Genomic DNA, 24,422 nt, shown 5'->3' on the forward strand with positions numbered 1-24,422 from the left:
TTAGGGTTTGAATATGGAAATCAAGTTTTTTAAAACGGCTAATTTCCCAGTGCCTATTCCATGGATCAACGGAGTGACCTTGTTCAAGGAATTGGCGGAATATTTGGTTGTTCGGTATTTTTATCCGGATCGTATCCGTGAAAATATGACCTCAGTCGACGAGGGTTCGCTGAGACAAATCGCCTATGACCTCAAGATGTTTTTAGAGGCGCTAGCCCACAATTGTATTCAATTTTGCGAGGCTGATTACCATGACCACATTCTTCCGATACTGAATGAACAAACGAAGAAAAACTCTAATGAAACCTTTAACTCCAGGCACACTAGACTTCGTGACTTTTATGATTATTTAGCTAAGAAAGGCATCAGAACCAAGGCTCGGTTTCCCCGCCAAACCGTTCATAAGCGATACGGCGATAGCAATGATGATTTTTTGAGCCATACGAAATCAAATAATGGTATTACTTATTCCAAAGATGAAGGGCACAAGAATACGGTTGTTACGAGTGACTACAAAGATCGTGTGATATCAATCGAAATTTATGGAAAGCTGTATAGTCGGTTGCTGGAAATTGACCCTGTCTATGCAGTAATGGCTCAAACTATGATGCAAACCTTTCTCAGGGTGAGCAACACCTGCGAAATGCCATTGCATAAAAACGACCTGAATGATTATTTCCAAGTTTGGCCGGAGTTCCAAAGAGTTGGAGGCGACACGCAGAAATATAGGTGTCGAGCCAAAGGTAATAAGCTGATCAAAATTGATGTTTTCCCATTCACCTTACAGTCGATTTATGAGGACTATATTCAACCATATTATCAAGAGCGAAAAGAACTGTTTGAGTCGAAATACTTGGTGCGAAAGAATGCGACGCTACGTTTCGGTCAAGGGCGTGTATTGCCAGAGGACATTTTATGGTTGAACGCGAATGGTACACCAATTAAGCCTTATATGATCGAAGAGGCATTTCGAGCAACGGGACTTAATGTTAGTCCTCATTGGCTGAGGCATACAGGTGCAACTCACACATTATGGAACTATTGCAGGTTAAATAACATTGAACCTGACGTGAGACTTGCTACTACATTCCAGGAAATTCTTCAGGAGCAGCTTGGTCATGCGGGTCTAGAAACAACAAGGATATATATACGAACCATAATAAAACTAAAGGCACGAATGTATATGCCGTTCGCCATTCCACAGGAGAAGAAAATGAACCCTGCGTTAGAAGCAAAAATGTCGCAGGATGTTGAAGAGACTATGGCACTGTTTTTTGAGAACCGTGTGAAAACTTAGATGCTCCTCTAGGAAAAAATTAACTGTAGAGAGATAGCAAAACAAGGTTGTTTTTAGAGGGTAACTTTTTTCCATAGATTGCTTTTACTCGGTGTGCTCATATTCTGCTATCCGAACTTGGGAGAGGTGATTGTATGAATCAGTTAAATGTGTTTCGGTTTTTGAGCCCGATTGTTTTATTGTTTTATTCAAGCACTTTTGCTGAAGCTGCAACTGAAGCTTCTTATCGGATGGATCCGCTTTTCAGTAATCAGACATTACTTGTTCTTGCGTCGTCATATATATTGTTGTTAGTAGTTATTCTTGGGTTGATTCGGGACTCGGATACTGGGAAATCTACAGTGGTGATTACAGGTTTGTTGCTGATCGCCACGTCAGTCTTTGGTCTTTGGTTTATCGAAACCTTGTCTGCTGATCTGGACTTTTTTCTAAAAAAAGAGTTCGTATCGGAAGCGGTAGCTAATAAGTTTAAGCTTCAAACACATTACTTTTTGTATCTTGTTCCTTTCATATCTGCTGCGATTGGTTCAAACCTAATATCTGATACAATAACAAAAGATCTCCATTACCAGAGCAAAACAGACTTGTCAGAAGGAGCGTGTACCTTATTTAAAGGGGCGGCGGCAATCTTTATGACTATAGCAGCTCTTCCTGTATTATTAGTAATGTTAATTATTTACCTAGTTAAAAAGTTCCTGCACGCTGCTTCAGAAACTGCAAAAGAGAAAAAACGCCCGATAATTTTGACGTTTCTTAAATTGGATATTTTGCTTAGAAACCATATTGAGGAGAATAATACAACTTATTCAGCAGCGAAAAGTTTAGGCATTAGTTTAATTATAATGCTATTACCTGTCTGTCTTGTGTGGTTCTCTTTACAGGTTTCTTTTACTGATATCGCGCCACTATTTGTTGGGATTAATCTATTTGTTTTTGATTATTGGATGGGAGCTTCAATTTTCAGCTATCTGTTTGGGTTTGCATCCATGTTGATCGTGTATCTCCTGCCAAGCAGTGAGAACATTGATTCAAAAACTGTTAATAAAGTTCGTCTCTTGCAATTGACGATCTCTACAATGCAAGCTCTTGTAGGCGCTATATACCTGCTTATTAATTAAAGAGTAGATGTCGCTAGGGGCTAATTTTGACACAAAAAAAGCAACCGAGTATTAATTGCAGACTGTAATGAATGTGGCAGGCCAACCATGTATTAGAAGCACTAGATCATAAAAATACCGAGTGGCAAAAAGAGCAATTTGAAAAGTACGATGCAGAACCAGCCATTGATGGATATGGTTTTTATACACCGATCGGAAATACTCACCACCACTTTAACTACAGACTTACTCCAGTCCCGCAGCATGAGGATAGACCCGCACCTGACGTTGCCATTGCAAGAGTAAATCTTAATTCAATTACTAGGTTGGGCCGAAAGCCTCTTATCTTCACACGAAAAGACACGCTGCCAATAACAGTTATCGCATCCGGTTATCCAGAAGTAGAACGGTCTATCCAAAAAGGCAACAAATTAAATACCCTAAGCGTAAAAATTGCAGCATGCCTGGCAAGCATTCAGACCACTGCAGATGGCGGCCTTTTACTTGAAGATACTATTTCGGACCATAAGGGAATTAATAATTTATCGGGAATGAGTGGCGGGCCAATAATTTGGTCCAATAATAAAAAATTTAGCTTAGCAGGCATTGTACGAGAAGGTCTCGACATACAACCAAAGGAAGGTGAATTAAGAGTTGAACCAGGAATTTGCATTCATGGAGAACGAATAACAACCAGTATTTTTGAAGAATGGCTGCAAGAAATCCCTCCGCTATCGGAGTTAGAAGACAAGTCTCACGGACTTTACGTTCCTTCTAGCATGAGGGAATAGTCCGCCACATTGTTTGCGCCATTAAGCCTTTGCATCTTATTTAATCTCTTAAGTGTTGAATGGCCGATAGCAGCCGTTTGCCAATGACCGCTCCTTTCCGCAGTCGAGCTGATTGATCTAGCTCGCTGCACGCATCCGTCAGGCAGAGTGGAGAGTCAGGCTTTCGGCCATGAATGGACAGTCGGAAATCTTTTGTAAAAGTTTATATGTCACCCAGACAGGTAAGGTTAAATTCCTTGTTTTCACCTTAATATCCAGTGCTATCTATAATTTCATTAGATGGCTTGTTTGAACAATCGCATTTAATTAAGGCCCTCTCAAGACAACATAACAATTACATTCTGCGCATGAAGTGGTTGCTTTGTGCGCAGAATATGGATACCATGTTGTTTTTGAATGATGAAAGGAGAGACTTATGGCATTTAGAGCAGATGAATCCGCTAGCAGTGGAATTGAGTCGGTAAGAAATTATCTTATTCCGAGAGGTATTGAAGCCGGCGAAAGAGAGCGAAGCGAAGATAAGCTTTTCGATATTGTGAATAAATATGGCCCAGCTGTTGAGAGTTACCCCTCTTGGCATCCATTAGTTACTCATCATAACGACCACTCCCCGGCAACTGTTCCTAGTGACAGCTGCGGTTATAAAGGTTTAGACCATACTAGATATTTTGTTAATGCTTTTATTACTTGCCCTTATGATGATGGTCAAGAAATCATGGATTCTGTTGAAGCATTGCCTTATAACCCTTTTGCGAAGATCACGGCAGAACGGCTTGATGTTCAAATGTATCAATCTCATGCCACGCCTATACTTGTACGCTGTGATTGGATAAAACCAATCTCCAATAATGGCATGATACCCGCGTCGGTCGCAATCCCGCTTATGCTTCAAAAGGAAGTACCCTGCTGGGAATGGGCAACATGCGGAGAAACTTGGGAGACAATGCGACCTTATTTTTTAGGCTCACCCCATGGAAGTAGGTCTTCGCTTTTTGTAAACCAAGAAACAGGATTAACTATGAAAAAGGTTTGGAACCTGCTTATTAACACTGGAATGTTTGGCAACATTAAAGTTTCTAACCAATCTTAAGTTACATAAAAAAATCGATGCTTCGCTCAAAGGTTTTTAAGAGCGGTGAAATCGACACATAATAAAAGCGTTCAACTCGGCCATGCCGTAATAGTGTTTATTTTGTACTCAAATAGCACAAATAAACACTATTACGGCATACCGGTTAACGCTGGCGTTAGTTGAAAATTGGGTTGTTATGCATAACATCTCTTAACTGACACTGTAAGTCTGAAACTTCAGCTTTAAGTGATTGAAATATTTACACAGTTGGATTTACAGTCTCATTCGCAGATTTCTTTTGAAAACTAGGGATAAACTTTCATATTTCGATATTTCCCGAATGACCGAAAGTCGCCCTTCGTCTATTCCGTGCCACTGGCCATTCTTCCATCATCATGGGTGACTAGGTTGGCCCGTAACGCAGTTAGATATCATTTTCGTTATAGACTGAAATGTGCAACCAAATATTAATCCTATGTCAATCTAAGTGGATGGCTAAAAATGGGTAAATATGCAACCGATACTTACTTCCTAGTAAATTCAACATAAGCGATGCGTCTGATCCCATATTCACTGCGCAGTGTTTCGATCAGGACTCCGGCATCGTTAAAGGCACAGAAACCGGCTGCCATATTGCGGCGGGCGTGATGCAGGCCTGCGATGGGGATGAAACAGCGTTGATGGCTGCCGTTGATAGCCTCTTCTGCTGCTGCCAGTACGGTACCGACCACCGTTGCGGCAGCTTCATAGATGCCTTTGAAGGCGGGAGTGTCGCCGTAGTCGAGATAGCCGCTTCCAGATTCGGAGCAGGCGATGACACGATCAACATATTCCGGCGTGTGGAAGCGTTCAAGGGCTTGCCGATTCGCCATCACTGGAGCGGTAATCGAAACCCTTTTGTCTAAACCCTGTCTGATTGTCTCCTGCCAGAAGGCATCCATACGATCAGGCCCGAAGGGGTGGCCTTCGCCGAATCCGTAACGGGCCAGTTGCGGGCCAATATATAGCTGAACACGCTGCTGCATGCTTCTACTATAGACGATTTTGTGCGGTCAGGCTTTATGCCGCAGTAGCGAAAAGGTAACCCCATGCACCGAAGAGCAGAGCAGAGCCGAAGCAGAGGAGGGCGATCCAGGCCATTGCAAAGACGATACTTTTTCTGCCGAGTTTATAAGCCTTCCAGCCGAACCATGCGGCAAAGCAGCCGATAGGAATTGAGAAGATAAGGAATAGGGCAAGGACCATCCGCGCAGGCTAACCTTCATGGGTCGATTGCCAAGCTACATCTCATCCCTATGCTTCTTGCACGGCATCAATATGCAAAGGGGCAAACATGATCAAAAAGCTTCAGACATTGTGGAGAAGGGCTGCTGATACGCCGCAGGAGAAGCGCCGGCATGAGGTGTCGCTGGCGGTGACTGCACTGATGGTTGAAGTGATGCGCATGGACGGGAAGCTGGATGAGGCCGAGCGCAGTGAGATCGTTCTGGCCATTGAGAAGCGTTTTGGCCTCTCTAAGGCTGAGGTGCATGAGCTGATTGAAGTGGCTGCTATCGAGACAGAGCAGGCGCTGGATCTGCATCAGTTTACCGCTACGGTGGTAAAATCTTTCTCTACCGATGAGCGCAAAGAGATTCTCTCTGAGCTCTGGTGCGTGGCGATGGCCGATGGGCACGTAGACCCATATGAGGAGCAGCTTCTCAGGCGCATGGCCGAGTTGATGGGGCTGCATCACAGCCAGTTTATTCAGGCGAAACTTGCTGCCGAGATGATGTTCTAGGGCTGCCCGGATTTGGAACAGCAGCACGGCTTGGCGGTTAAGGTCTAATCGATTCTGTTGAGTGTAACCCAGATCGAGGCGATTTCGCGGGCACGATCCCTGTCTGTGGGGGCTGCAGGAAAGATGCGCTGTTTGCTGATGCCGCGATGGTTGAGAAAACGCTCGATCAGCATCTGGCTATACTCGATGCGCTGCATTGAATCCCAGTTGAGACTCTCACCACTCCATTTCGGGATTAGATCAACAATCAGCGCGGGATCCTCATGCATCTTCTTCAGCACTTTGCGCAGGCGGGTACGCTCATTCAGGGAGAGGTTGCCGGACTCATGCAGTCGAATGCGTGTTGCCACTTTCGCACCGCGCTGTTCAGGCGCTGCTGAGGCTGCAGCAGGGCGCTGAGCCAACGCCTGCAGCTGCTTCTGCAGTTGCAGGCCAAGGCCCTCCATGTCGGGTGCTTCACGCTGCCACTCTCCGCCAAGAGGCAACGAGATCGTTATCTCCCGCTCTTCATTCTCCAGTCTGTGAAGCAGATCGATGCTGTTGTAGCCGACCCGATTGATCATAGGGTCGTTAGCTGTGACAGCATGCTCCAGCTTCACGCGATAGAGCGAAAGCTGCACGTTGCCCAGATACTGCTCTGCAGATTCACCCTGCCTGATATTCAGTGAGGCTGAAATTCGCCCCTGAATCGGTTTAGGGAAGCCTGATGCGACCATCCATTCAGAGAGGAAGAAGGGGGTGGCATGTTCAAGGGTAATAGTGCCGAGAAACTGTTCGTAACTGGAGAGCGGACTCCACTGGCCATCAAGCTTGAGCAGGCCGCCTCCCATCGCTCCCTGTAGTGAGAGGACGGAGGGGTTCTGCGGTGAGAGGGTGGTGAGCTGAAGCTCCGCATCTTTGAGCCAGTAGGCGTCTGCTTGTCCGACGCTTACACTTCCACTCTTCCAGAGAATCTCATCCACCAGCCATTTGCCAGCAGCCAGATTTTCAGCCCACCATGCTTGCTGTCCGGTTGCAGCTTCAGTATCACGCCTGTTTTTCAGATAGGGCGGCAGCGGCTGCAGGGGAGCAATATAGTGCCAGTTTTCGGCGACCAGTGATTGTATATGCTGGCTGTCGCTACCTGTGCCGACAGGGCCGAAGGTGGTTGATATTTTTTCAGCCATCCAGCGGCTGCCGGCATGGGCGAGAATCAGGTTTTCACTGCTGGCGCTGCCATGAAACAGCCAGACGCCACTGTTGAAAGCAGCCTCGGTAGCGAGGGATGCTGTACCATCAAGCATCAACGGGGCGCTCTCCGAGCCTTTGAGCGGAATCAGTGGGCGCAGTTGGGTTAGCGGAATATGAGCCCCTTTTATCTTCAATTGCGCACGATTGAAGTTGCCATGCTGCCCTTCAATCTCTCCCCTGATCTGCCACTCCGGATCCTCATCCCGGTTCTTCATACTCTTGAGTATAATGCTGTTTATACCTGTATTGGAGATTGAACAGCTGCCATTGAGCTCCGAGAGCTGGATGTTTCCTGAATCAAGTGCAAGCAGCATACTCAGAGATTCAATCTCAATCGTGTCGATATCGTACTGCCAGGGCTGAGCCAGCACCTGCCTGTCGGCACGACGCTGTAACTGTGGTTGGTAGGAGATGAGTGGCTTTGAGAGTTTGATGTCGCGGGCTGCAAATATCTGCCGGGCGGAGTCCAGCCTCATATCGTGATAATCCAGCTTTTCGATGGACCAGTTGCCAAGGTTCTCATCCGCCAGAGGTGCAAAGGTGAGGTGATCAAGGCTGCCCTGTTGGCTGCTAAAACGGGAGCCTCTCTCATCACGCTGCCAGATCAGTTCACCATCGAGTCTTGCGCCGATGAGTTGTCGGTTTGCAATGATCGGGAGGTGGTGGCTCCATGTTTCCAGTTGCCAGCCACCGGTATGTATGGCGATTTTTAAGCCGCTGTCTGAATGGGTACCCTGCCACTGCAGCTTTGAAGCGTGCAGAGCCTTCTCGTCATGTTGCTGATTCACCCTTAGCTCGCCAAGCAGAGAGATTGCCGCCGCTTCGCCCGCATCTCTGCGCCACTCCATCTCGCCTGAGAGAAAGCCGGAGCTCGGGCCGGGGTGCGCCGCCCTGGTCAGTTGGGAGAGGTCGATATGTCGCCAGCTTACGCTGCCACTCTCTTCTCCGTCGCCCCCTGCCGATCTGAGCCAGCTAGCCTGAACCGGTGCACCGTTGACTCTGGATGTGAGCGTGATTCTGCGCATCTCACCAAGCGCCTGTTGTGAGAGCTGAAGGTCGGAGAGAATCAGCGGAGGATTGGAATTATCAAGATAAATGGCGAGTTCTCCACCATCAATGATCATGGCATGGGTTGCCTGCCAGAGGCGTAGAAGCTGTCTCTCCTGCTGCCAGAGCGAGAGTGTTTCATCGCGATGCAGCTGCGCATGCAGGCCGGTGATCTGCATGCTGCCGATTTTCGGGTTATCTCCGGTTAGCTGTTGTGGCTCGGCCCGAACAAGCATGTGCTCGATATTAAGCGCATCGCTTCCTCGTTTGATATTGATCTGACGAAGGATCAGACCGTTGCGCAGCAGGTGGTAGCGCACATCACCAATCTCGACATCAGCACGTTTCGCCCACTTGTAAACAGCCTCTTCGGCCTGTTCCTGTGCCTGTATCTGCAGAGAGAGGTGCACGGCTACACAGAGCAGTGAGAGAATGGCGATCCATGCAAGATACCAGCGGGCTCCCGGCGGGAAGATACCTACCGGGTGACGAAACAGGTGTGCTTTTTTCAGGTCGCCTCCACGGTCAGTAGCTGCTAGAGCCGACTGTTTTGCAACTGCTCTACAACTGACTGATCTTCCAGCGTTGAGACATCTGAGGTGATCGGCCGATCAGCAGCGATATCCCTGAGCAGGCGCCGCATGATTTTACCCGAACGTGTTTTCGGCAGGCTATCGGCAAAACGGATATCATCGGGTTTGGCGATGGCGCCGATCTCTTTGGCGACATGGGCACGCAACTCTGCAGCCAGTGTTTCACTGACTTCACATTTGAGTACGACAAAGGCGCAGATCGCCTCGCCTTTGATGGCGTCAGGGCGGCCGACAACGGCTGCTTCAGCAACGGCCTCGTGCGAAACCAGTGCTGATTCGAGCTCCATCGTGCCAAGTCGGTGACCGGATACATTAAGCACATCATCCACACGACCCATGATCCAGAAATAGCCATCTTCATCACGGCGAGCACCATCACCGGCAAAATAGTAGCGACCACCAAAGTTCTTCCAGTAGGTGGCGATATAACGTTTATCATCACCCCAGACGCCGCGCAGCATCGATGGCCATGGCTTGCGGATCACCAGCAGGCCACCGCCCTCACTAACCGGTTTGCCCTCCTCATCGACCACTGCTGCATCGATACCCGGCAGGGGTTTGGTTGCTGAGCCGGGTTTGGTCGGAGTGGCAAAGGGCAGCGGAGCGAGCATGTGGCCGCCGGTTTCAGTCTGCCACCAGGTATCGACTATCGGACAGCGCTCTTTACCGATCACCTTGTGGTACCACATCCACGCTTCAGGATTGATCGGTTCACCCACTGTGCCGAGCACGCGCAGTTTCGAGAGGTCATGGCTGTTTGGCCATTTGTCACCGGCCTTGTTCAGGGCGCGAATGGCTGTAGGCGCAGTGTAGAAGATGGTGACGCCATGATCAGCACAGATCTTCCACAGACGACCGGGATCGGGGTAGGTGGGCACACCCTCATACATCACGGTGGTACCGCCGTTGGCCAGCGGGCCGTAGACAGAGTAGGTGTGGCCGGTAATCCAGCCGACATCGGCGGTACACCAGAAGAGATCACGCTCAGGCCGGAAGTCGAAGCTCCAGCGCATGGTCAGACGCGCCCAGAGCAGGTAACCGGCCGTAGAGTGCAGGATACCCTTGGGTTTGCCGGTGGAACCGGAGGTGTAGAGGATAAACAGCGGATGTTCAGAATCCAGCGAGGCCGGTTCGCAATGGCCCGGTTGAACATTGAGGGCGTCATGCCAGTTGATGTCACGGCCGGCAGACCAGTTGATCTCGTTGCCGGCGTGGCGAACCACCAGCACATGCGAGATGGTGCGGCAGCCCTCGGAGAGCGCCTCATCAACATTGGGTTTGAGGGCGTGGATGCCACCGCGGCGGCCGCCGCCATCAGCGGTAACCACCAGTTTTGCTCCGGCATCTTCGATACGATCACGTAGCGCCTGTGGAGAGAAGGCACCAAAGACCACCGAGTGCACAGCCCCGATGCGGGTACAGGCGAGCATGGCGATAGCGGCTTCGGCGATCATCGGCATATAGATGATCACCCGATCACCAGCCCTGATGCCGATCTCTTTCATGGCATTGGCTGCACGGCACACCTCATGCAGCAGCTGCCTGTAACTGTAGTTGCGCACCTCGCCGGCTTCGGACTCCCAGATGATGGCGGTGCGTTCGCCAAGGCCTGCCTGAACATGGCGATCAAGGCAGTTTTCCGAGAGATTGAGCTTGCCATCCTCAAACCAGCGGAAGAAGGGGGCATGTTCACTGTTCAGGACGCGGGTGAATGGCTGTTGCCAGCTCAGGTGCTCACGAGCCAGATCACGCCATGTGCTATCCGAATCACTCTCGAACTGTGCCCGTATGGCCTCATACTCCTGCATCGAAGCAATGTGACCCCGGTGCCCTTGTGGCGGGTTAAATATGCGGGTCTCATCCAGAATAGTAGTGATCGCTTCAGACATGGGCTCCTCCATTGGCACTCATTTCTAACAGGCTGAGTATAGCTGGACAACAGGCTTTCGCTGATGTGTGAATAGGTTATTATAGCGCATGCAAAAAGTTTGTCTTATTAAAACCAGTGTTGGCACGATGGACGCAGCAGAGAAGCTGGCAACAGCGCTGGTAGAGATGCAGCGGGCCGCTTGTGTTCATATCAGCGGTCCGGGCAGATCGATCTACCGTTGGCAGGGCAAGCTTGAGGTGGAAGATGAGTATTGTCTGACCATCAAAACCAGCCCTTCGCTTCGTGATAGTACGGTTTTATATCTGACTGCTGCGCACCCATATGAATTGCCTGAGGTGATCTGGAGAGAGTTCGATGCAACAGATGCGTATGGTGACTGGGTCTATGGGGAGGTCGATGCTAGTATCGGCACGAATGCACAGGAGTGATGAATGATTGAAGTTACATATGCCGGGGCTCTGGTGGCGGGGCTGCTCTCTTTCCTCTCCCCCTGCGTGTTGCCGCTGGTTCCAGCCTATCTCTCCTATATCTCCGGTGTGTCTGTCAATGAGCTGCGTCATCATGACGGGGCTGATGCTTCAGTGCGCAGGCATGCATTGAGCCAGTCGCTCTGGTTTGTTGCCGGTTTCAGCCTGGTGTTTATTGCCCTTGGTGCTTCGGCATCACTGATCGGCCAGTGGATGCTGAGTAATATGGCGATTCTCGGAAAGGTTGCCGGTGTAATCATCGTCATCTTTGGTCTTCATTATGCAGCGATCATTCGCATTCCGTTTTTGATGATGGAGGCGCGATTCGACGCCGGTGGCGTGAATGCCAAGCATGGGATGGGCGCACTTATCCTCGGTGCGGCATTTGCCTTTGGCTGGACACCCTGTATCGGTCCGATTCTCGGAGCCATTCTTGCTGTGGCCGGAGCTCAGGCTGAGATGTTGCGCGGCGTGATGCTTCTGGCCACCTACTCGCTGGGTCTTGCCATTCCATTCCTGCTGGCGGCACTGGCAACCGATAGCTTCCTGCGCTGGTCACAGCGATTTAAACACCATTTTGACCTGATCGAGAAGATATCCGGACTGTTGCTGATAGTGGTTGGCGTGCTTATTTTTCTCGGCAGCTTCAGTGTGGTTTCAGGCTGGTTGATTGAGTGGTTTCCATTCCTGGCCGATATCGAAGGCGCATTTTCCCAGTGATAAATATGTGGCGGCCATTTCTAATGGTTGACCCTGATTCACTCTGGTGATTCAATATCAGCGTTATGCATGAATCTCCCCAACAAGCACTTGAAAGTCGCATCGAAGCACTGGCCGATCATCTGTCGGAAATTCGGCGCAATATGGAAAAAATTATTGCTGATAATCATCGCATGCGTGAAGTGGTGCGTATTGCTGAGAGCGAATTGCGCAAGCGTCGTGATCAGGTGCAGAAGCTTGAGAGTGAGCTGGAGGGGTTGCAGAACAGCCGTCTTGAGGCCAAGGCTCGTGTTGAGCACGCCATGGAAAAGCTCGATGATCTGATCTCCAATCAGGGTGAGGCTTTATGAGTCAGCATGTTGAAATTAACCTGATGGGTCGTTCATTTACGATCATGACCGATGAAGATCCTGGTCAGGTAACTGCTGCTGCAAACCTTGTGCAGGAGCATATTGATGAGATCAGGCAGATGGGTACTACCGTCGGTTCCGATCGCCTTCTTACCCTTGTAGCACTGAATCTGGCAGGTGAACTGCTGAAAGATAAAGAGGGTAAAGTGGAGGGACTGGATTCCTTGATCTCTGCATTTGACGGAGTAGTATCACAAGCAGAAGGTTTAGCGAAAGCGCCCCTGCGTTGATCGAATGGCAGAAATGTTGCCTGAGCCGATACTTGTCGAAAGGGAGCCTACCTACTTTGGCCGTGAGCGTCCCGTAACCGGGATACCTGAAGCTGGAGTGCGGCGCCCACCTCTTGTTAGAGGGTTCGACGACTGTTTGCCACGACGCCAGCGTGGGGGCGCCCCAAACCTCCCTTTGTATCTGCACCTCCATTTTGATATCCAATGACTATTGATCCTGTTGATAAGGGTGCTCTAAGAGCAGCGGCTCTGGCTTCGCGTCAGCAGCTCTCTGTTGATGATCGGCAGCGTTACTCAGCAGGGATTCAGCAACACCTTGTGACTCACCTGAATGCTCAGCCCGAGTTCTCCGATATGATCCTTACCTATCGCGCCATGCCCTCGGAGGTGAATACCGATAGCCTGTTTGCGATGGCGGAGCGGCGTTTTTTTGCGCCGGTGACGCACCATCATGAGCATATGGAGTGGCATGAGGTGACGGCTCGGAGCAGCTGGCGTCGCGGTGTGTTCGGTATTCTTGAGCCCGATGGCAATAACATCTGGCAGGGCGACAGTGGCATTACGACACTGCTCTGCCCCCTGACTGCATTTGATCGCCATGGCAATCGGCTCGGTATGGGTAAGGGCTGTTTCGATTTCTGGCTCTCACAGCATAGAGAAGAGATCTATCAGGTGATCGGCCTGGCTTTCTCCTGTCAGGAGGTCGCGAAAGTGCCTGCTGAAGGGCATGATATGCCGATGGATTTTGTTATTACAGAAGAGGGAGTTATCAGGTGTCCGAAACGCTGAATCTGCTGGTTATCGGTGATATTATTGGTAAAGCAGGTCGCAGAGCACTTGCTGATCATCTGCCGACTCTCATTGATCAATATGATATCGCTTTTACTGTCGCCAATGGTGAGAACCTTGCCCACGGCTTTGGCCTTACCGGCAAAGTGGCTGATGAGATGTTCAGGCTTGGCGTGGATGTTCTCACCAATGGTAACCACTGCTGGGATCAGCGTGAATTTCTCAATCTGATCGATGAGGATGATCGATTCGTGCGACCGATGAATTTTAGTGTGCATGCACCCGGCCGCGGCTGGACGGTGAAAGAGAGCCGGTGCGGTCATAAGATCGCTGTGGTGAATCTGATCGGTCAGGTCTTTATGGGGCCGTGGGACTGCCCCTTTGCTGCTGCCGATAGAGCCCTGCAGGAGATTCCTGATGATGTATCGATTGTGCTGGTCGATATGCATGCTGAAGCGACCAGTGAAAAGATGGGTATGGGCTGGCATCTGGATGGGCGCGCCTCATTTGTCTATGGCACCCATACGCATGTACCGACCTGTGATGAGACTGTGCATGCCAGTGGCACCGCCTATCAGTCTGATATCGGTATGACCGCATCCTACCAGTCGATCATCGGTATGCAGGTGGAGGGGGCACTCTATCGTATGGTGCAGCGTCTGCCGCAGCGCTTTGAGGCAGTGGAAAAGGGGGCAAGTATCTTTGCCACGATGGTTACCATTGATGCGGTAACAGGCAAAGCAGTAGCCATTGAAAGGATCCATGTTCCAGCGATCTGATTGTCTTTTGGAACCATAAAAAAGGGGGCCTTTTATGGCCCCCTCTTTTGTTTGCGCTGTCGCTGTTAGCGAAGTGATTCTGCCTGCATGGCCGATTCAGGCGTATCAGCAAAGGTTCTCAGCTTCTGTGCGCGTGATGGATGACGAAGCTTGCGTAGTGCCTTGGCTTCAATCTGACGAATACGCTCACGTGTCACGCCGAACTGTTTACCCACCTCTTCCAGTGTATGGTCGGTGTTCATGCCGATACCGAAACGCATGCGCAGTACCTTCTGCTCACGATCGGTAAGATTCTCCAGAACCTCCAGCGTAGCCTCAGCCAGTGCGGCACTGACTGCTGCATCCAGTGGATTCTCGGCATTCTCATCTTCTACGAAATCACCCAGCTGGGAGTCTTCATCATCACCGATCGGTGTTTCAAGCGATACCGGTTCTTTGGCCACCTCAAGGATCTGCAACACCTTCTCAACCGGCAGCTCAAGATGTTCAGCCAGCTCTTCCGGAGTCGGTTCACGACCGATCTCCTGGGCAATCTGACGGGAAACACGCATCATCTTATTGATCGTTTCGATCATGTGTACAGGAATGCGGATGGTGCGTGCCTGATCGGCAATCGAGCGGGTGATGGCCTGACGAATCCACCATGTTGCATAGGTGGAGAATTTATAACCACGACGCCACTCAAACTTCTCAACCGCTTTCATCAGGCCGATGTTGCCCTCCTGAATCAGGTCGAGGAAGCCAAGTCCACGGTTGGTGTACTTCTTGGCAATAGAGATCACCAGACGCAGGTTCGCTTCGATCATCTCACGCTTGGCCTGACGCATCTTGGCTTCGCCCATGGTCAGTTTACGAGCCACATCTTTCAGCTCGTCAACCTCCATCTCGGTCTCCTGTTCAACGCGTTTCAGGCGGCGCTGATTCTCTTTGATTTTGCCCGAGATCGCTTCAAGGCCTTCAGCCCAGGCAGCCTCCTTGTTGTTTTTGATGATGTTATCAACCCAGCGCTCATCGGTTTCGCTCGGAGGGAAGGTTTCAAGGAACATCTTACGTGGCATTTTGGCAGCCAGTGCAAAATCACGGATGGTGCGCTCAAAGCGACGCACGCGTTCAACAGCATTTTTAAAGCGCTGTACCAGTTGATCAAGCTGACGAGGTGAGAAAGGAATGCTTACCAGCTCCATCAACATGCCATCAAGGACTTCACGGCTCTTGGCAAGCAGTGCCGGATCATCAGGTTTCTTGGCCAGCTGTTTTTTCACGGCGATAAACTTGTCGTGGAACTCTTTGGCATTGGCAAAGTGGCCAAGTGCCTCCTCCAGCTGCTCCTCCTTGGTGATGATGGTCTCCATCATCGGCGTACCGTCAGGTGTGGCAGTGCGCGCCTTGATTGCTTCAGAGAGCTGCTCACCATCAAGCTTGGGCTCGATATCCAGAGGCTCATCATCCTCATCTTCACTGCGGCTCATGCGATTTTCATACTCTTTAATTGCTGCGGCATTCACTACTTTTTCATCAACATCAATGATGTCTCGGAAGTTTGGCTCTTCGCCGGTCTCAATCGCTTCATCGCGGATTTCGATAATGCGCTCACCCAGCAGCATGATTTCACGGAAGGTGGATGGGCAGAGGCAGATCGCCTCATGCACCTGCATGCGGCCCTCTTCGATACGGCGGGCAATCTCGATTTCGCCTTCACGGGTCAATAGCTCTACGGTGCCCATTTCGCGCAGGTACATACGTACCGGATCATCAATGCGGACTACTGTTCCCAGCTGTGAGGTGTCGGCACGCAGTGCTGAGTCCTCTTTGCGCAGGCGATCCTTGCGCATGGCATAAGCACCGGTAGGTGCACGCTCGGGGTCAACCACCTCAACACCCATTTCGGTGAAGACGTTAATCAGCTGCTCAATACGATCGGCAGAGACCAGATCTTCGGGCAGATGTTTGTTGAGCTCATCATAGGTGATGTATCCGGCCTGCTTGCCTTTAGCCATCAGGCTTCCAAGTTCGCGGATGTTAACTTGCTCTGGTTTCTTCGACATGCGGTTATGCTCCCGTTTCGTTCAACAGTTCAGTAAGTTTACGTTGTTGGCTCTGCAGCTCTCTTAAACGTTTCTGCAGCAGTACCGACTCATTGAGATCCGGTCCGCGCTTCAAACGCCAACGAATATCATTGGATTCCATGTCCAATAACAGACTTTCGTATTCAATATCCTGGACGGTTGCCTGATTCACCCAGCGAGAAATCAATGTTTGGTCTTCAGGGGATTCCTGTGCCAGTTGTCTCGCGATGTCGGTATTGTTGTCTTCGGCGTCCGCTATTATCGAAAAAGCCCGCATGTATAACGATTTCACTCTTCCTTTGTCAAGGAAAAAGTTGTTTGCAATGTCGGGGAGATCTCGAAAACGTTCAGGTTTCTGTATAAGACCGGCCAGAAAGCGGTCTTCAATCTCATTCAGTTTTACAGGCTCATCTGCTGCCCGGGTTGAAGGGGTGGCTGATGATTGCCTGCGCTGCTGTTTCAAGGAGATGCCGGTGGTCTGTTCAATCTCCTGTCGCCACGCCTGTGCGAGGTAGCTGTCGGTCATCGTGGCAAGCATGGCATCGGCCTTCTTGGCCATGCGCGCGCGCCCCTCTGCACCCTGACCGGCAAGCAGCTTCAACCCCATCAGCCAGGTTTCAAGCACTGGCTTTGACTCCTCTTTCATTCTTTCACGGAAGGCATCAGCCCCCTCTTTGGCAAGCAGTGAATCGGGATCTTCACCATCAGGAAGATAGAGAAATTTTGGTGAGAGCTCTGCTTTGAGCAGTGGCATCATTCTCTCCAGCGCCCGCCAGGCCGCCTGACGACCGGCACGATCGCCATCAAAGCAGTAGACCGGTGTGTCGCAGAGTCGGAAAATCTCGCGAATTTGACCTTCGCCGATGGCCGTGCCCAGTGGTGCCAGGCCGATTTTCAGGCCGTAGGCAGCCAGTGCCAGCACATCCATGTACCCTTCAACGATCAGCAGCTGTTTCTCTTTTCTGATGGTGTCGCGATGCTCTGAGAACCCATAAAGCAGATCGGATTTATGAAACCAGCTGGTTTCAGGCGAATTAAGGTATTTCGGCTCACCCTCACCAAGCACGCGCCCACCAAACCCGACAACGCGGCCACGCCGGTCACGAATGGTAAACATCAGCCGGTCGCGGAAGCGGTCACCATAGCCGTGGTCGCCCTTAAACAGCAGGCCAATCGCCTCAAGTTGGGCGTTGGTGCGGTTATCACTGCCGATCGCTTTCTGTATAAAACCGTAACCAGCCGGTGCGTAACCCAAACCGTAGCTGCGCACGATGGCTTCGGGCAGTCCGCGCTGCTGGATGTATTCAACGGCTTTGCCACCGCTGGGGCCATACAGCGCGCTGGCAAAAACATCCGAAACACGGGCGAGCAGATCGTAGGCCTTTTTCTGTCGCTCCTCATCACCGGGTTGGCGTTGTGTCTCTTTGGGGACTTCCATGCCCGCTTTTTCAGCCAGATATTCAACAGCCTCCGGGAAGGGGTAACCGTCATGCTCCATGAGAAACTGGAATGCGCCACCGCCTTTGCCACAACCAAAGCAGTAGTAGAGCTGCTTATCCGCTGAAACGGAGAAGGAGGGGGATTTCTCATGGTGGAAAGGACATAAGCCCATCAGATTGGAACCGGACTTCTTTAGCTCCACATGGCGCGCAATGATCTCAACGATATCAGTGCGCGAAAGCACCTCATCAAGGAATGAAGGTGGAAAGTTGGCCATAGGTTATTATGTAGTGGCTAATATCTTAAATTGCAAGGTTTGCAGGGTTTTTTAGCCCAGCCGGGATTTAACAATGCCGGAGAGTTTGCCCATATCGGCGCGTCCCTCTGCTTTGGCTTTTACAATGCCCATTACCTTGCCCATATCACGCATGCTTGTTGCACCGGTGTCGGCAATGGCCTGATCGATCAGCGCAGTCAGCGCTTCATCGGAGAGCGGCTCAGGCAGGTAGGCCTGAAAGATAGCGGCCTCAGCCAGCTCTTTATCGCGCAGTTCAGCACGACCAGCCGCATCATACTGATTTGCAGCATCCAGCCGCTGTTTCACAATTTTTCCTGCAACATCCAGTGCCTCTGTCTCACTGAGTTCATGACCGACCTCGATCTCCTTGTTCTTGATCGCGGCGCGCAGCATGCGAATTGAGGAGAGTTTGAGCTTGTCTCCTGATTTCATGGCGGCTTTCATATCATCGGTTAACTGTTGCAGCATGGAATACTCCGAAATGGGATGGTCTATCCAGAATTATGATCACCACAGAGACACAGAGGGCACAAAGAGAGTCAAAATAAATTCCAGAGAAGATCATTATTATGCTCACATGAACTCAGTATGCATCTTCTTTTTTCGTCTGTGTTCAATGTGGTAAAAAGTTTAAGTTATAAATGAAAAATGCCGGACCATAAGGCCCGGCATTTTATCTGTTTTACATACACAAGCCTCTGTTTAGTAGTCGCGGTTCTCGCGCATACGTACACGGCGAAGGCGCTTCATTAAACGTTTGCGTGCAGCAGCTTCCTTACGCTTTTTAGCGATAGAAGGCTTCTCATAGCACTCACGACGACGGCATTCGGAAATGACGCCACCTTTTTCAACCTGTTTACGGAAACGCTTAAGCGCGATTTCGAACGGCTCATCAGAATTAACTCTAATTCCTGGCATGTAAAAACATCACCCCCTTGGGTTCATTCCCAAAAAACTGTGGCCTTTAGCGACGGGCTACCGTCAGGCTCGCCCTTCTCCCGTTGCGACGCTAGGCTCGCAGCGCACCGGTTAGGGTGCATTAGAAAAGGGCGACGGATTATGGCGATAGAAAATGACAAGTCAAATCAGCTTGAAAACAGGCGCTCTTCAGGCCTGATTCGGGCCGCATCCAAGGTGGGGAGCTGGACGATGCTCTCCCGTATCCTCGGTTTTGTCCGGGATATCTTTCTGGCCCGTATTCTCGGAGCAGGACCGATTGCCGACGCCTTTTTTGTCGCCTTCAAGCTGCCCAACTTTTTCCGTCGTATGTTTGCCGAGGGCACGCTGACTGTGGCACTGGTGCCGGTGCTTTCTGATCAGCGCCAGCAGGGTGAGGCACATGCCCACCGCTTCCTTAATGCGCTGGCGACACTGCTACTATTTGCCGTAACCGGCTTTACGCTGCTTGGCATGCTGTTGATGCCGTGGTTGCTCTATCTCTTTGCGCCCGGCTTTGCCGATGAGGCGGATCGCTGGGCTATGGCTTTGCAGTTGGCCCGCTGGATGTTCCCTTATCTGGCGATGATCTCGCTGGCGGCAATGGCCTGGGCTGTTCTTAATACTTATAAACAGTTCTCTGTACCGGCAGCAAGTCCGGCACTGCTGAATGTGGCCATTATCTTTGCCGCTATTGTGCTTGCCCCCTATTTTGAAAGTCCTGCTATGGCTCTGGCTATCGGAGTGTTGCTGGGTGGTTTCCTGCAACTGCTGATCCAGTTTCCAGCCCTGAAACGGATCGGCTGGGTACCGCGCATCAGCTTTGATTTCAAACAGGATGCGATTGCTGAAACAATGCGTCTTTTCGGCCCTGCTGTGCTGGCCATTGCTGCGGTACAGATCAATATCCTTGTCGGCACGATTCTGGCCACGCTGCTGGAGAGCGGAGCGGTCTCCTATCTCTACTACGCTGATCGCATTGTGCAGTTGCCGCTGGCACTGTTTGGTATCGCCATGAGTACCGCACTGCTGCCAGCGCTCTCCGGACATATCTCCAAAGGGGATCAGGATGCAGCTGCAGATGACCTGCGTTCAGGGCTTGCCTGGCTGACATGGATTACACTGCCGTGTGTGGTGGGTGCGATCTATCTTGCCGAACCCATTATTGTGACGCTGTTTGAACGTGGTGCATTCACCCATGCCGATAGTATTGCCACTGCAGCCACACTGCAGGCCTATGCAGTCGGACTGATCGCGTTCTGCTGGGTGCGCCTGCTGGCCACCGCCTGTTATGCTGAGAAGGATGCCAAGGCACCGATGCGATATGCAGCAATCAGTGTGGCAGTGAATATTGTGCTGGCGGTGATCTTGATGCAGTTCTGGGGTTATGTGGGACTGGCGCTGGCCACCTCGCTGGCAGCGTTTGTGAATGTGGTGCTGCTCTATATCAGGCTCAGTAAAAGCTACGGCTCACTGTTCAGTGACAAAACAGCGCGCCGCCTGATCACCGCAACCATTGCCAGCCTGTTGATGTTTGCCGGACTTTATCTTTTTAACAACCTTGTCTGGGTCTTCCCTGTTGATGGCGGTGCCATTCAGTTTGGCTGGGTCGCTATGGCAGTGGTCGGTGGCATCGCAGTTTTCCTGATTTCTGCTTTACTACTGGGTGAGCGGGAGCTGCTGATGCGCTTCTTAAGAAGAGGGAAATAAGCATGCGTCGTGATGTGATCGTATTCGATATTGAAACGGTGGTGGATGCCGATAGTGCGCGGCGGATACTGCGCCTGCCTGATCTCAATGATTTCGAAGCGCGTGATACCCTCTCCGACTACTTCCTTGAGAAGACTGATGGTCGTAACGACTTCCCGCGTCAGCCATTTCATCAGGTGGTGGCCATCTCCTATGGCCATCTGATCCATGAGCCGGGTGAAGAGGGGGGGGAGCTGGTGATGCGCAGGCTGGCTACCGGCGGCGAAGCAAAAAGCAGTGAGCGAGAGATGCTGGAGGGCTTTTTCCATCTGATTGAGACGCGTGCACCGCAACTGGTCAGTTTTAACGGTCGCGGTTTTGATGTGCCGGTACTGAAATACCGGGCTATGGCACATGGTCTCTCATGCCCGCGCTGGTTTACGCAGGGTGATAAATGGAACGGTTATGACTCCCGCTACTCCAGAGAGTATCACTGCGATCTGATCGAAGTGCTCTCCGATTTCGGAGCCTCGGCCCGCTGCTCAATGGATGAGGTGGCGGCAGTGTTTAATGTGCCCGGCAAACTGGATACCGCCGGGGAGAATGTGCGTGAAATGTTTGAGACGGGGCAGATTCAAGCAATCCGTAACTACTGCGAAACCGATGTCTTATCGACGATGCTGATCTTTTTGCGCCAGCAGCTCTTTTGCGGTGCACTGACTGAAGGTGCATATGCCCGCACCCTGATCGGTATCCGCAACTATCTCGAAACAGAATCCGATTCCCGTCCTCATCTTGGTGAATATCTGCAGGCCTGGGATCTGCTGGCTCGCTGATTGAAGCATCAACCCCATATCTATCTGGCCCGGGCACTGCGTATCTTTGAGCTGACAAGGCGCAAACGATTTGCCAAGGCTGCCTTAAGTGAGCTGGTCGATGGTGATTCCGACCCTGTTGTGCTGGACATGATCATTGAGCAGTTCGGTATCAAGCCACCCAAAACCCAGTACAGTAAAAAGATGATTGCACTGGCACATAAGAGGGCACTGCAGTGCCTCAAAGTGTCCGCTATCAACGATTCATAGGAGAAGCGACCTTCTTCCAATCGCTTCAGAGAGGCTTCGACAGAGGCCGGATCAACATGTGAGGGTTGGATGTTTATCAAGACAAGTGATTTTGATGATAATAAAAAAAGGCCCCATGCGGGGCCTTCTGATAATCGGGGTTGGATTTTACTGTTGAGCAGCTGTTGGCCAGCCGATAGTCCAGATGTGGAAGCTGTGGGCTGCTGCTGATTTGACCTGATGCTGGTTAAGCATCTCCTTGCTGATAGCGCGATCGGAGTGGAAATAGATACGACCATCCTTGCCCATGCGGGCAGCACCATCACGGGCTGTATCACGAGTGATCTGGGTGAGGTTGCGGCCATCACTGCCGATAGCCCAGATATCCCACTGTGATTTCTCTTTTTTACGCATGTCCGCATCAGCACGATTGGAGGTGAAGATGATCCATTGGCCATCATTACTCCAGGAGGGTTGCACATCGACACTCCTGGCATCGGTGACCTGAATCAGATCGGTGCCATCGGTGTTGATCCGGAACAGATGCATGCTGCGCCCTGCCTGCATGGCAAACACAATGCTTTTACCATCCGGTGAGAGGGCCGGATTGATACCCTCCGCCAGTACGTGCTCAGAACCATCCCGGTTAAAACGAACGATTTCAGAAGTGAATCCTGCTACCTGCCAGTTATTAAAATCATCATGTTTACTTTTGTTCGTAATCTTCTTTTTATAGTCAATGGGCCTCATGCGCACAGCAATAATTGACTCATCGGCCAGTACCAGTGGTTGGGTGAGGGCGCCGTGCAGCGATTGGATGCGGCGCTGCATGCCTTCGCCATCGGATATCTTCTCCCACAGGCCGAGGCCGCCAGCGCGATCTGAGAGGTAGTAGATATGCCCCTCATCTTTCCAGCCTGAGGAGTCCAGTGCCCGCACATCATTGGCGATAACCGTGTTGGCCGGATCACCATTTTCACTGTAGCGGCGGCTGATCGAGGCGTGCTTGCCCTGATGCGAGAGGGTCAGAAGATACCTGCCGTCCGGAGAGGGCTGCGGATACATCTCACTCTCTTTGTTCTCCAGTGTCAGCAGTTCGGCACTATCTGCAGGCGCGTGGGCTGTTTTGTTGCTGATCGCGTTGGCCGATGACTCCAGCCACTCAAGTACATTTTCCGCATGGGCTGCAGGAGCAGCAACCAGTAGAGCCAGAGTGAGCATTGTAATCTGTCGCATGAGATAATCCCCTCCTGAGGTCAAAAGATGGCGCAATATGCGCCTGTAGGTATAAATGAAAAATGGATCAAAGATGAATATTTATTCATTGAGACAGCGCATTGCTAATCTGCCTGTAACAAACAAGGCCCCGAATTCATCGGGGCCTTGTTCAGTTGGGTTGTGAACATCTGGTTTAAATCGCGGCTTCCAGAAGCTCTTTGAGATTGGCAAAATCCATCTCAAGTTCCCGTTTGGCGATGTGTCCGACCACAGGAGACGCCACCTTGAAGAAGCGACCCACATCCACGCTCAACGTGCGGGTGACAATGGTGGCGTCACCGTTGGCTGTAAACTCCATTGTAGCCTGCATCGGAAACGGGCCGGTAGTGCTTTTGGCTGCCCAGTAGCTGCCATCGGGGTTGCGTTCAGTGACAACCCAGTCCTGCTCAATGACGCGACCGAGAAACTTCTCTTTGACGTGGTAGATGGTACCAACACAAGGCTCACCATCGCCCTTCTTGCGCGACTCCAGTATGGATGTCTGCCACATCGGGTCATTGTTGCAGTCATCAACAAAGGCAATCACCTCACTGATCGGACGATTGATCTCAATGCTGGTTTCCATCTTGCTCAACGACATCTCTAATCCCCCAGTTGCGGATCAGGCCTCGCGGAGAAGCTCCGTAATGCCTGTTTTTGAACGCGTCTGCTCATCCACCTTTTTCACAATCACCGCGCAGTAGAGGTTAGGACCACCGGATTTGCCCGGCATCGAACCTGATACCACCACGGAGTAAGGTGGAACTTCACCGTAGTATACATCACCGGTCTCACGGTCGTAAATACGGGTCGATTTACCGATATAGACACCCATGGAGAGCACTGAACCTTCGCGGATAATGCAGCCTTCAACCACTTCAGAGCGGGCGCCGATAAAGCAGTTATCTTCGATGATGGTAGGGGTGGCCTGTAGTGGTTCGAGAACGCCACCGATGCCTACACCACCTGAGAGGTGAACATTTTTACCGATCTGTGCGCAGGAGCCGACAGTCGCCCAGGTATCCACCATGGTGCCCTCATCAACATAGGCACCGATATTGACATAGGAGGGCATGAGCACGGTTTTCGGTGCGATGTATGCACCTTTGCGAACCGATGCGGGAGGAACAACACGCATGCCGCCTTTGCGGAACATGTCTTCGCCCCAGCTGGCAAATTTCTGTGGAACCTTATCGTAGTAGTTGGTGCCGCCACCGTGGATGACCTGATTGTCGTGCAGTTTGAAGTAGAGCAGCACGCCCTTTTTCAGCCACTCCTGAGTAATCCAGTTGCCCGCATCATCTTTTTCGGCGACACGTACGCCACCATCATCCAGCAACTGAATGGTGTGCTCAACAGCGTCGCGAACTTCGGCTGTGGCCGATCGCATATCCCACTCATTTTTTGTATCCCAAGCGCCTTCAATGACTTTCTGTAAATGATTCACGGACAAACTCCTGTATTAACCTTGTTAAAGTA

At 51.0% G+C, this 24,422-nt stretch carries 25 protein-coding genes and 1 other RNA gene; 15 read left to right on the forward strand and 11 right to left on the reverse strand.

What is annotated here, in order from left to right; genetic code table 11:
* The first annotated feature begins 13 nt into the window (after positions 1-13).
* The 4 genes from F3F93_RS07925 to F3F93_RS07940 all read left to right on the forward strand — a co-directional run bounded on the left by F3F93_RS07925 (position 14) and on the right by F3F93_RS07940 (position 4,275).
* Positions 14-1,297: a hypothetical protein gene (locus tag F3F93_RS07925; RefSeq protein ID WP_176958646.1), complete on the forward strand. Its 1,284-nt coding sequence runs from the start codon at positions 14-16 to the stop codon at positions 1,295-1,297.
* A gap of 134 nt (positions 1,298-1,431) precedes the next feature.
* A complete protein-coding gene (locus F3F93_RS07930) occupies positions 1,432-2,415 on the forward strand; it encodes a hypothetical protein (protein ID WP_176958647.1) in 984 nt (327 codons plus the stop codon).
* Between the two features lie 71 nt (positions 2,416-2,486).
* Positions 2,487-3,185 carry a hypothetical protein gene (locus F3F93_RS07935; protein WP_176958648.1) on the forward strand — a complete coding sequence of 233 codons (699 nt, stop codon included), beginning with the start codon at positions 2,487-2,489 and terminating at the stop codon, positions 3,183-3,185.
* A 415-nt stretch (positions 3,186-3,600) separates the two neighbouring features.
* Positions 3,601-4,275 (forward strand): hypothetical protein, encoded by a 675-nt coding sequence (locus tag F3F93_RS07940; RefSeq protein ID WP_176958649.1) that lies wholly within the window; start codon positions 3,601-3,603, stop codon positions 4,273-4,275.
* 506 nt (positions 4,276-4,781) lie between these two features.
* Here F3F93_RS07940 and F3F93_RS07945 read toward each other — a convergent pair.
* Positions 4,782-5,282, reverse strand: a complete 501-nt coding sequence (locus F3F93_RS07945) for a hypothetical protein (protein ID WP_241697044.1) — start codon at positions 5,280-5,282, stop codon at positions 4,782-4,784.
* A 34-nt stretch (positions 5,283-5,316) separates the two neighbouring features.
* Complete coding sequence (locus F3F93_RS07950) at positions 5,317-5,502, reverse strand: hypothetical protein (protein ID WP_176958650.1); 186 nt, start codon at positions 5,500-5,502, stop codon at positions 5,317-5,319.
* Positions 5,503-5,590: 88 nt separating this feature from the next.
* Between F3F93_RS07950 and F3F93_RS07955 the strand changes: the two genes are divergently transcribed.
* Positions 5,591-6,037, forward strand: a complete 447-nt coding sequence (locus F3F93_RS07955) for a TerB family tellurite resistance protein (RefSeq protein WP_176958651.1) — start codon at positions 5,591-5,593, stop codon at positions 6,035-6,037.
* A gap of 44 nt (positions 6,038-6,081) precedes the next feature.
* Here F3F93_RS07955 and F3F93_RS07960 read toward each other — a convergent pair whose 3' ends face one another.
* Both F3F93_RS07960 and acs read right to left on the reverse strand, forming a co-directional pair.
* Complete coding sequence (locus tag F3F93_RS07960) at positions 6,082-8,724, reverse strand: hypothetical protein (RefSeq protein WP_176958652.1); 2,643 nt, start codon at positions 8,722-8,724, stop codon at positions 6,082-6,084.
* A gap of 125 nt (positions 8,725-8,849) precedes the next feature.
* A complete protein-coding gene (acs, locus tag F3F93_RS07965; RefSeq protein ID WP_176958653.1) occupies positions 8,850-10,808 on the reverse strand; it encodes an acetate--CoA ligase in 1,959 nt (652 codons plus the stop codon).
* Positions 10,809-10,884: 76 nt separating this feature from the next.
* On the opposite strand from acs, the gene cutA reads away from it, so the two are divergent.
* The 7 genes from cutA to F3F93_RS08000 all read left to right on the forward strand — a co-directional run bounded on the left by cutA (position 10,885) and on the right by F3F93_RS08000 (position 14,193).
* Positions 10,885-11,226: a divalent-cation tolerance protein CutA gene (gene cutA / locus F3F93_RS07970; protein ID WP_176958654.1), complete on the forward strand. Its 342-nt coding sequence runs from the start codon at positions 10,885-10,887 to the stop codon at positions 11,224-11,226.
* 3 nt (positions 11,227-11,229) lie between these two features.
* Entirely contained in the window at positions 11,230-11,985 is a 756-nt protein-coding gene (locus tag F3F93_RS07975; protein ID WP_176958655.1) for a cytochrome c biogenesis protein CcdA, read from the forward strand.
* 65 nt (positions 11,986-12,050) lie between these two features.
* Complete coding sequence (locus tag F3F93_RS07980) at positions 12,051-12,335, forward strand: hypothetical protein (protein ID WP_176958656.1); 285 nt, start codon at positions 12,051-12,053, stop codon at positions 12,333-12,335.
* Positions 12,332-12,625, forward strand: coding sequence for a cell division protein ZapA (locus F3F93_RS07985; RefSeq protein WP_176958657.1), 294 nt, complete (start codon positions 12,332-12,334; stop codon positions 12,623-12,625). Before F3F93_RS07980 ends, F3F93_RS07985 begins: the two co-directional genes overlap by 4 nt.
* Positions 12,611-12,788, forward strand: a non-coding RNA gene (gene ssrS / locus F3F93_RS07990) — 6S RNA. The genes F3F93_RS07985 and ssrS overlap by 15 nt, the downstream gene beginning before the upstream one ends.
* A gap of 41 nt (positions 12,789-12,829) precedes the next feature.
* A complete protein-coding gene (locus F3F93_RS07995; protein WP_194335008.1) occupies positions 12,830-13,414 on the forward strand; it encodes a 5-formyltetrahydrofolate cyclo-ligase in 585 nt (194 codons plus the stop codon).
* A complete protein-coding gene (locus F3F93_RS08000) occupies positions 13,399-14,193 on the forward strand; it encodes a YmdB family metallophosphoesterase (protein WP_176958658.1) in 795 nt (264 codons plus the stop codon). Before F3F93_RS07995 ends, F3F93_RS08000 begins: the two co-directional genes overlap by 16 nt.
* Positions 14,194-14,258: 65 nt before the next feature.
* Here the strand turns inward: F3F93_RS08000 and rpoD are convergent, their stop codons facing one another.
* The 4 genes from rpoD to rpsU all read right to left on the reverse strand — a co-directional run bounded on the left by rpoD (position 14,259) and on the right by rpsU (position 18,915).
* A complete protein-coding gene (gene rpoD, locus F3F93_RS08005) occupies positions 14,259-16,238 on the reverse strand; it encodes an RNA polymerase sigma factor RpoD (protein WP_176958659.1) in 1,980 nt (659 codons plus the stop codon).
* A 4-nt stretch (positions 16,239-16,242) separates the two neighbouring features.
* Positions 16,243-17,976 carry a DNA primase gene (gene dnaG, locus F3F93_RS08010; protein ID WP_176958660.1) on the reverse strand — a complete coding sequence of 578 codons (1,734 nt, stop codon included), beginning with the start codon at positions 17,974-17,976 and terminating at the stop codon, positions 16,243-16,245.
* 51 nt (positions 17,977-18,027) lie between these two features.
* Positions 18,028-18,465 carry a GatB/YqeY domain-containing protein gene (locus tag F3F93_RS08015; RefSeq protein ID WP_176958661.1) on the reverse strand — a complete coding sequence of 146 codons (438 nt, stop codon included), beginning with the start codon at positions 18,463-18,465 and terminating at the stop codon, positions 18,028-18,030.
* Between the two features lie 234 nt (positions 18,466-18,699).
* A complete protein-coding gene (gene rpsU, locus F3F93_RS08020; RefSeq protein WP_176958662.1) occupies positions 18,700-18,915 on the reverse strand; it encodes a 30S ribosomal protein S21 in 216 nt (71 codons plus the stop codon).
* Between the two features lie 141 nt (positions 18,916-19,056).
* Here rpsU and murJ point away from each other — a divergent pair, with 141 nt between their 5' ends.
* From murJ to F3F93_RS08035, 3 genes are read left to right on the forward strand one after another with little or no spacing between them, the layout of a single operon-like run.
* Complete coding sequence (gene murJ / locus F3F93_RS08025; RefSeq protein WP_176958663.1) at positions 19,057-20,643, forward strand: murein biosynthesis integral membrane protein MurJ; 1,587 nt, start codon at positions 19,057-19,059, stop codon at positions 20,641-20,643.
* Positions 20,644-20,645: 2 nt separating this feature from the next.
* Positions 20,646-21,458: a 3'-5' exonuclease gene (locus F3F93_RS08030; RefSeq protein WP_176958664.1), complete on the forward strand. Its 813-nt coding sequence runs from the start codon at positions 20,646-20,648 to the stop codon at positions 21,456-21,458.
* Positions 21,459-21,707 carry a hypothetical protein gene (locus F3F93_RS08035; RefSeq protein WP_176958665.1) on the forward strand — a complete coding sequence of 83 codons (249 nt, stop codon included), beginning with the start codon at positions 21,459-21,461 and terminating at the stop codon, positions 21,705-21,707.
* A gap of 147 nt (positions 21,708-21,854) precedes the next feature.
* Here the strand turns inward: F3F93_RS08035 and F3F93_RS08040 are convergent, their stop codons facing one another.
* The 3 genes from F3F93_RS08040 to dapD form a co-directional block, all read right to left on the reverse strand.
* Positions 21,855-22,922 (reverse strand): PD40 domain-containing protein, encoded by a 1,068-nt coding sequence (locus tag F3F93_RS08040; RefSeq protein ID WP_176958666.1) that lies wholly within the window; start codon positions 22,920-22,922, stop codon positions 21,855-21,857.
* A gap of 175 nt (positions 22,923-23,097) precedes the next feature.
* Complete coding sequence (locus F3F93_RS08045) at positions 23,098-23,544, reverse strand: SRPBCC family protein (protein ID WP_176958667.1); 447 nt, start codon at positions 23,542-23,544, stop codon at positions 23,098-23,100.
* Positions 23,545-23,565: 21 nt separating this feature from the next.
* Positions 23,566-24,390, reverse strand: coding sequence for a 2,3,4,5-tetrahydropyridine-2,6-dicarboxylate N-succinyltransferase (dapD, locus tag F3F93_RS08050; protein WP_176958668.1), 825 nt, complete (start codon positions 24,388-24,390; stop codon positions 23,566-23,568).
* Between the last annotated feature and the right edge of the window lie 32 nt (positions 24,391-24,422).

This window comes from Mariprofundus sp. KV (genome assembly GCF_013387475.1).
In the GTDB taxonomy this organism is placed as follows: domain Bacteria; phylum Pseudomonadota; class Zetaproteobacteria; order Mariprofundales; family Mariprofundaceae; genus Mariprofundus.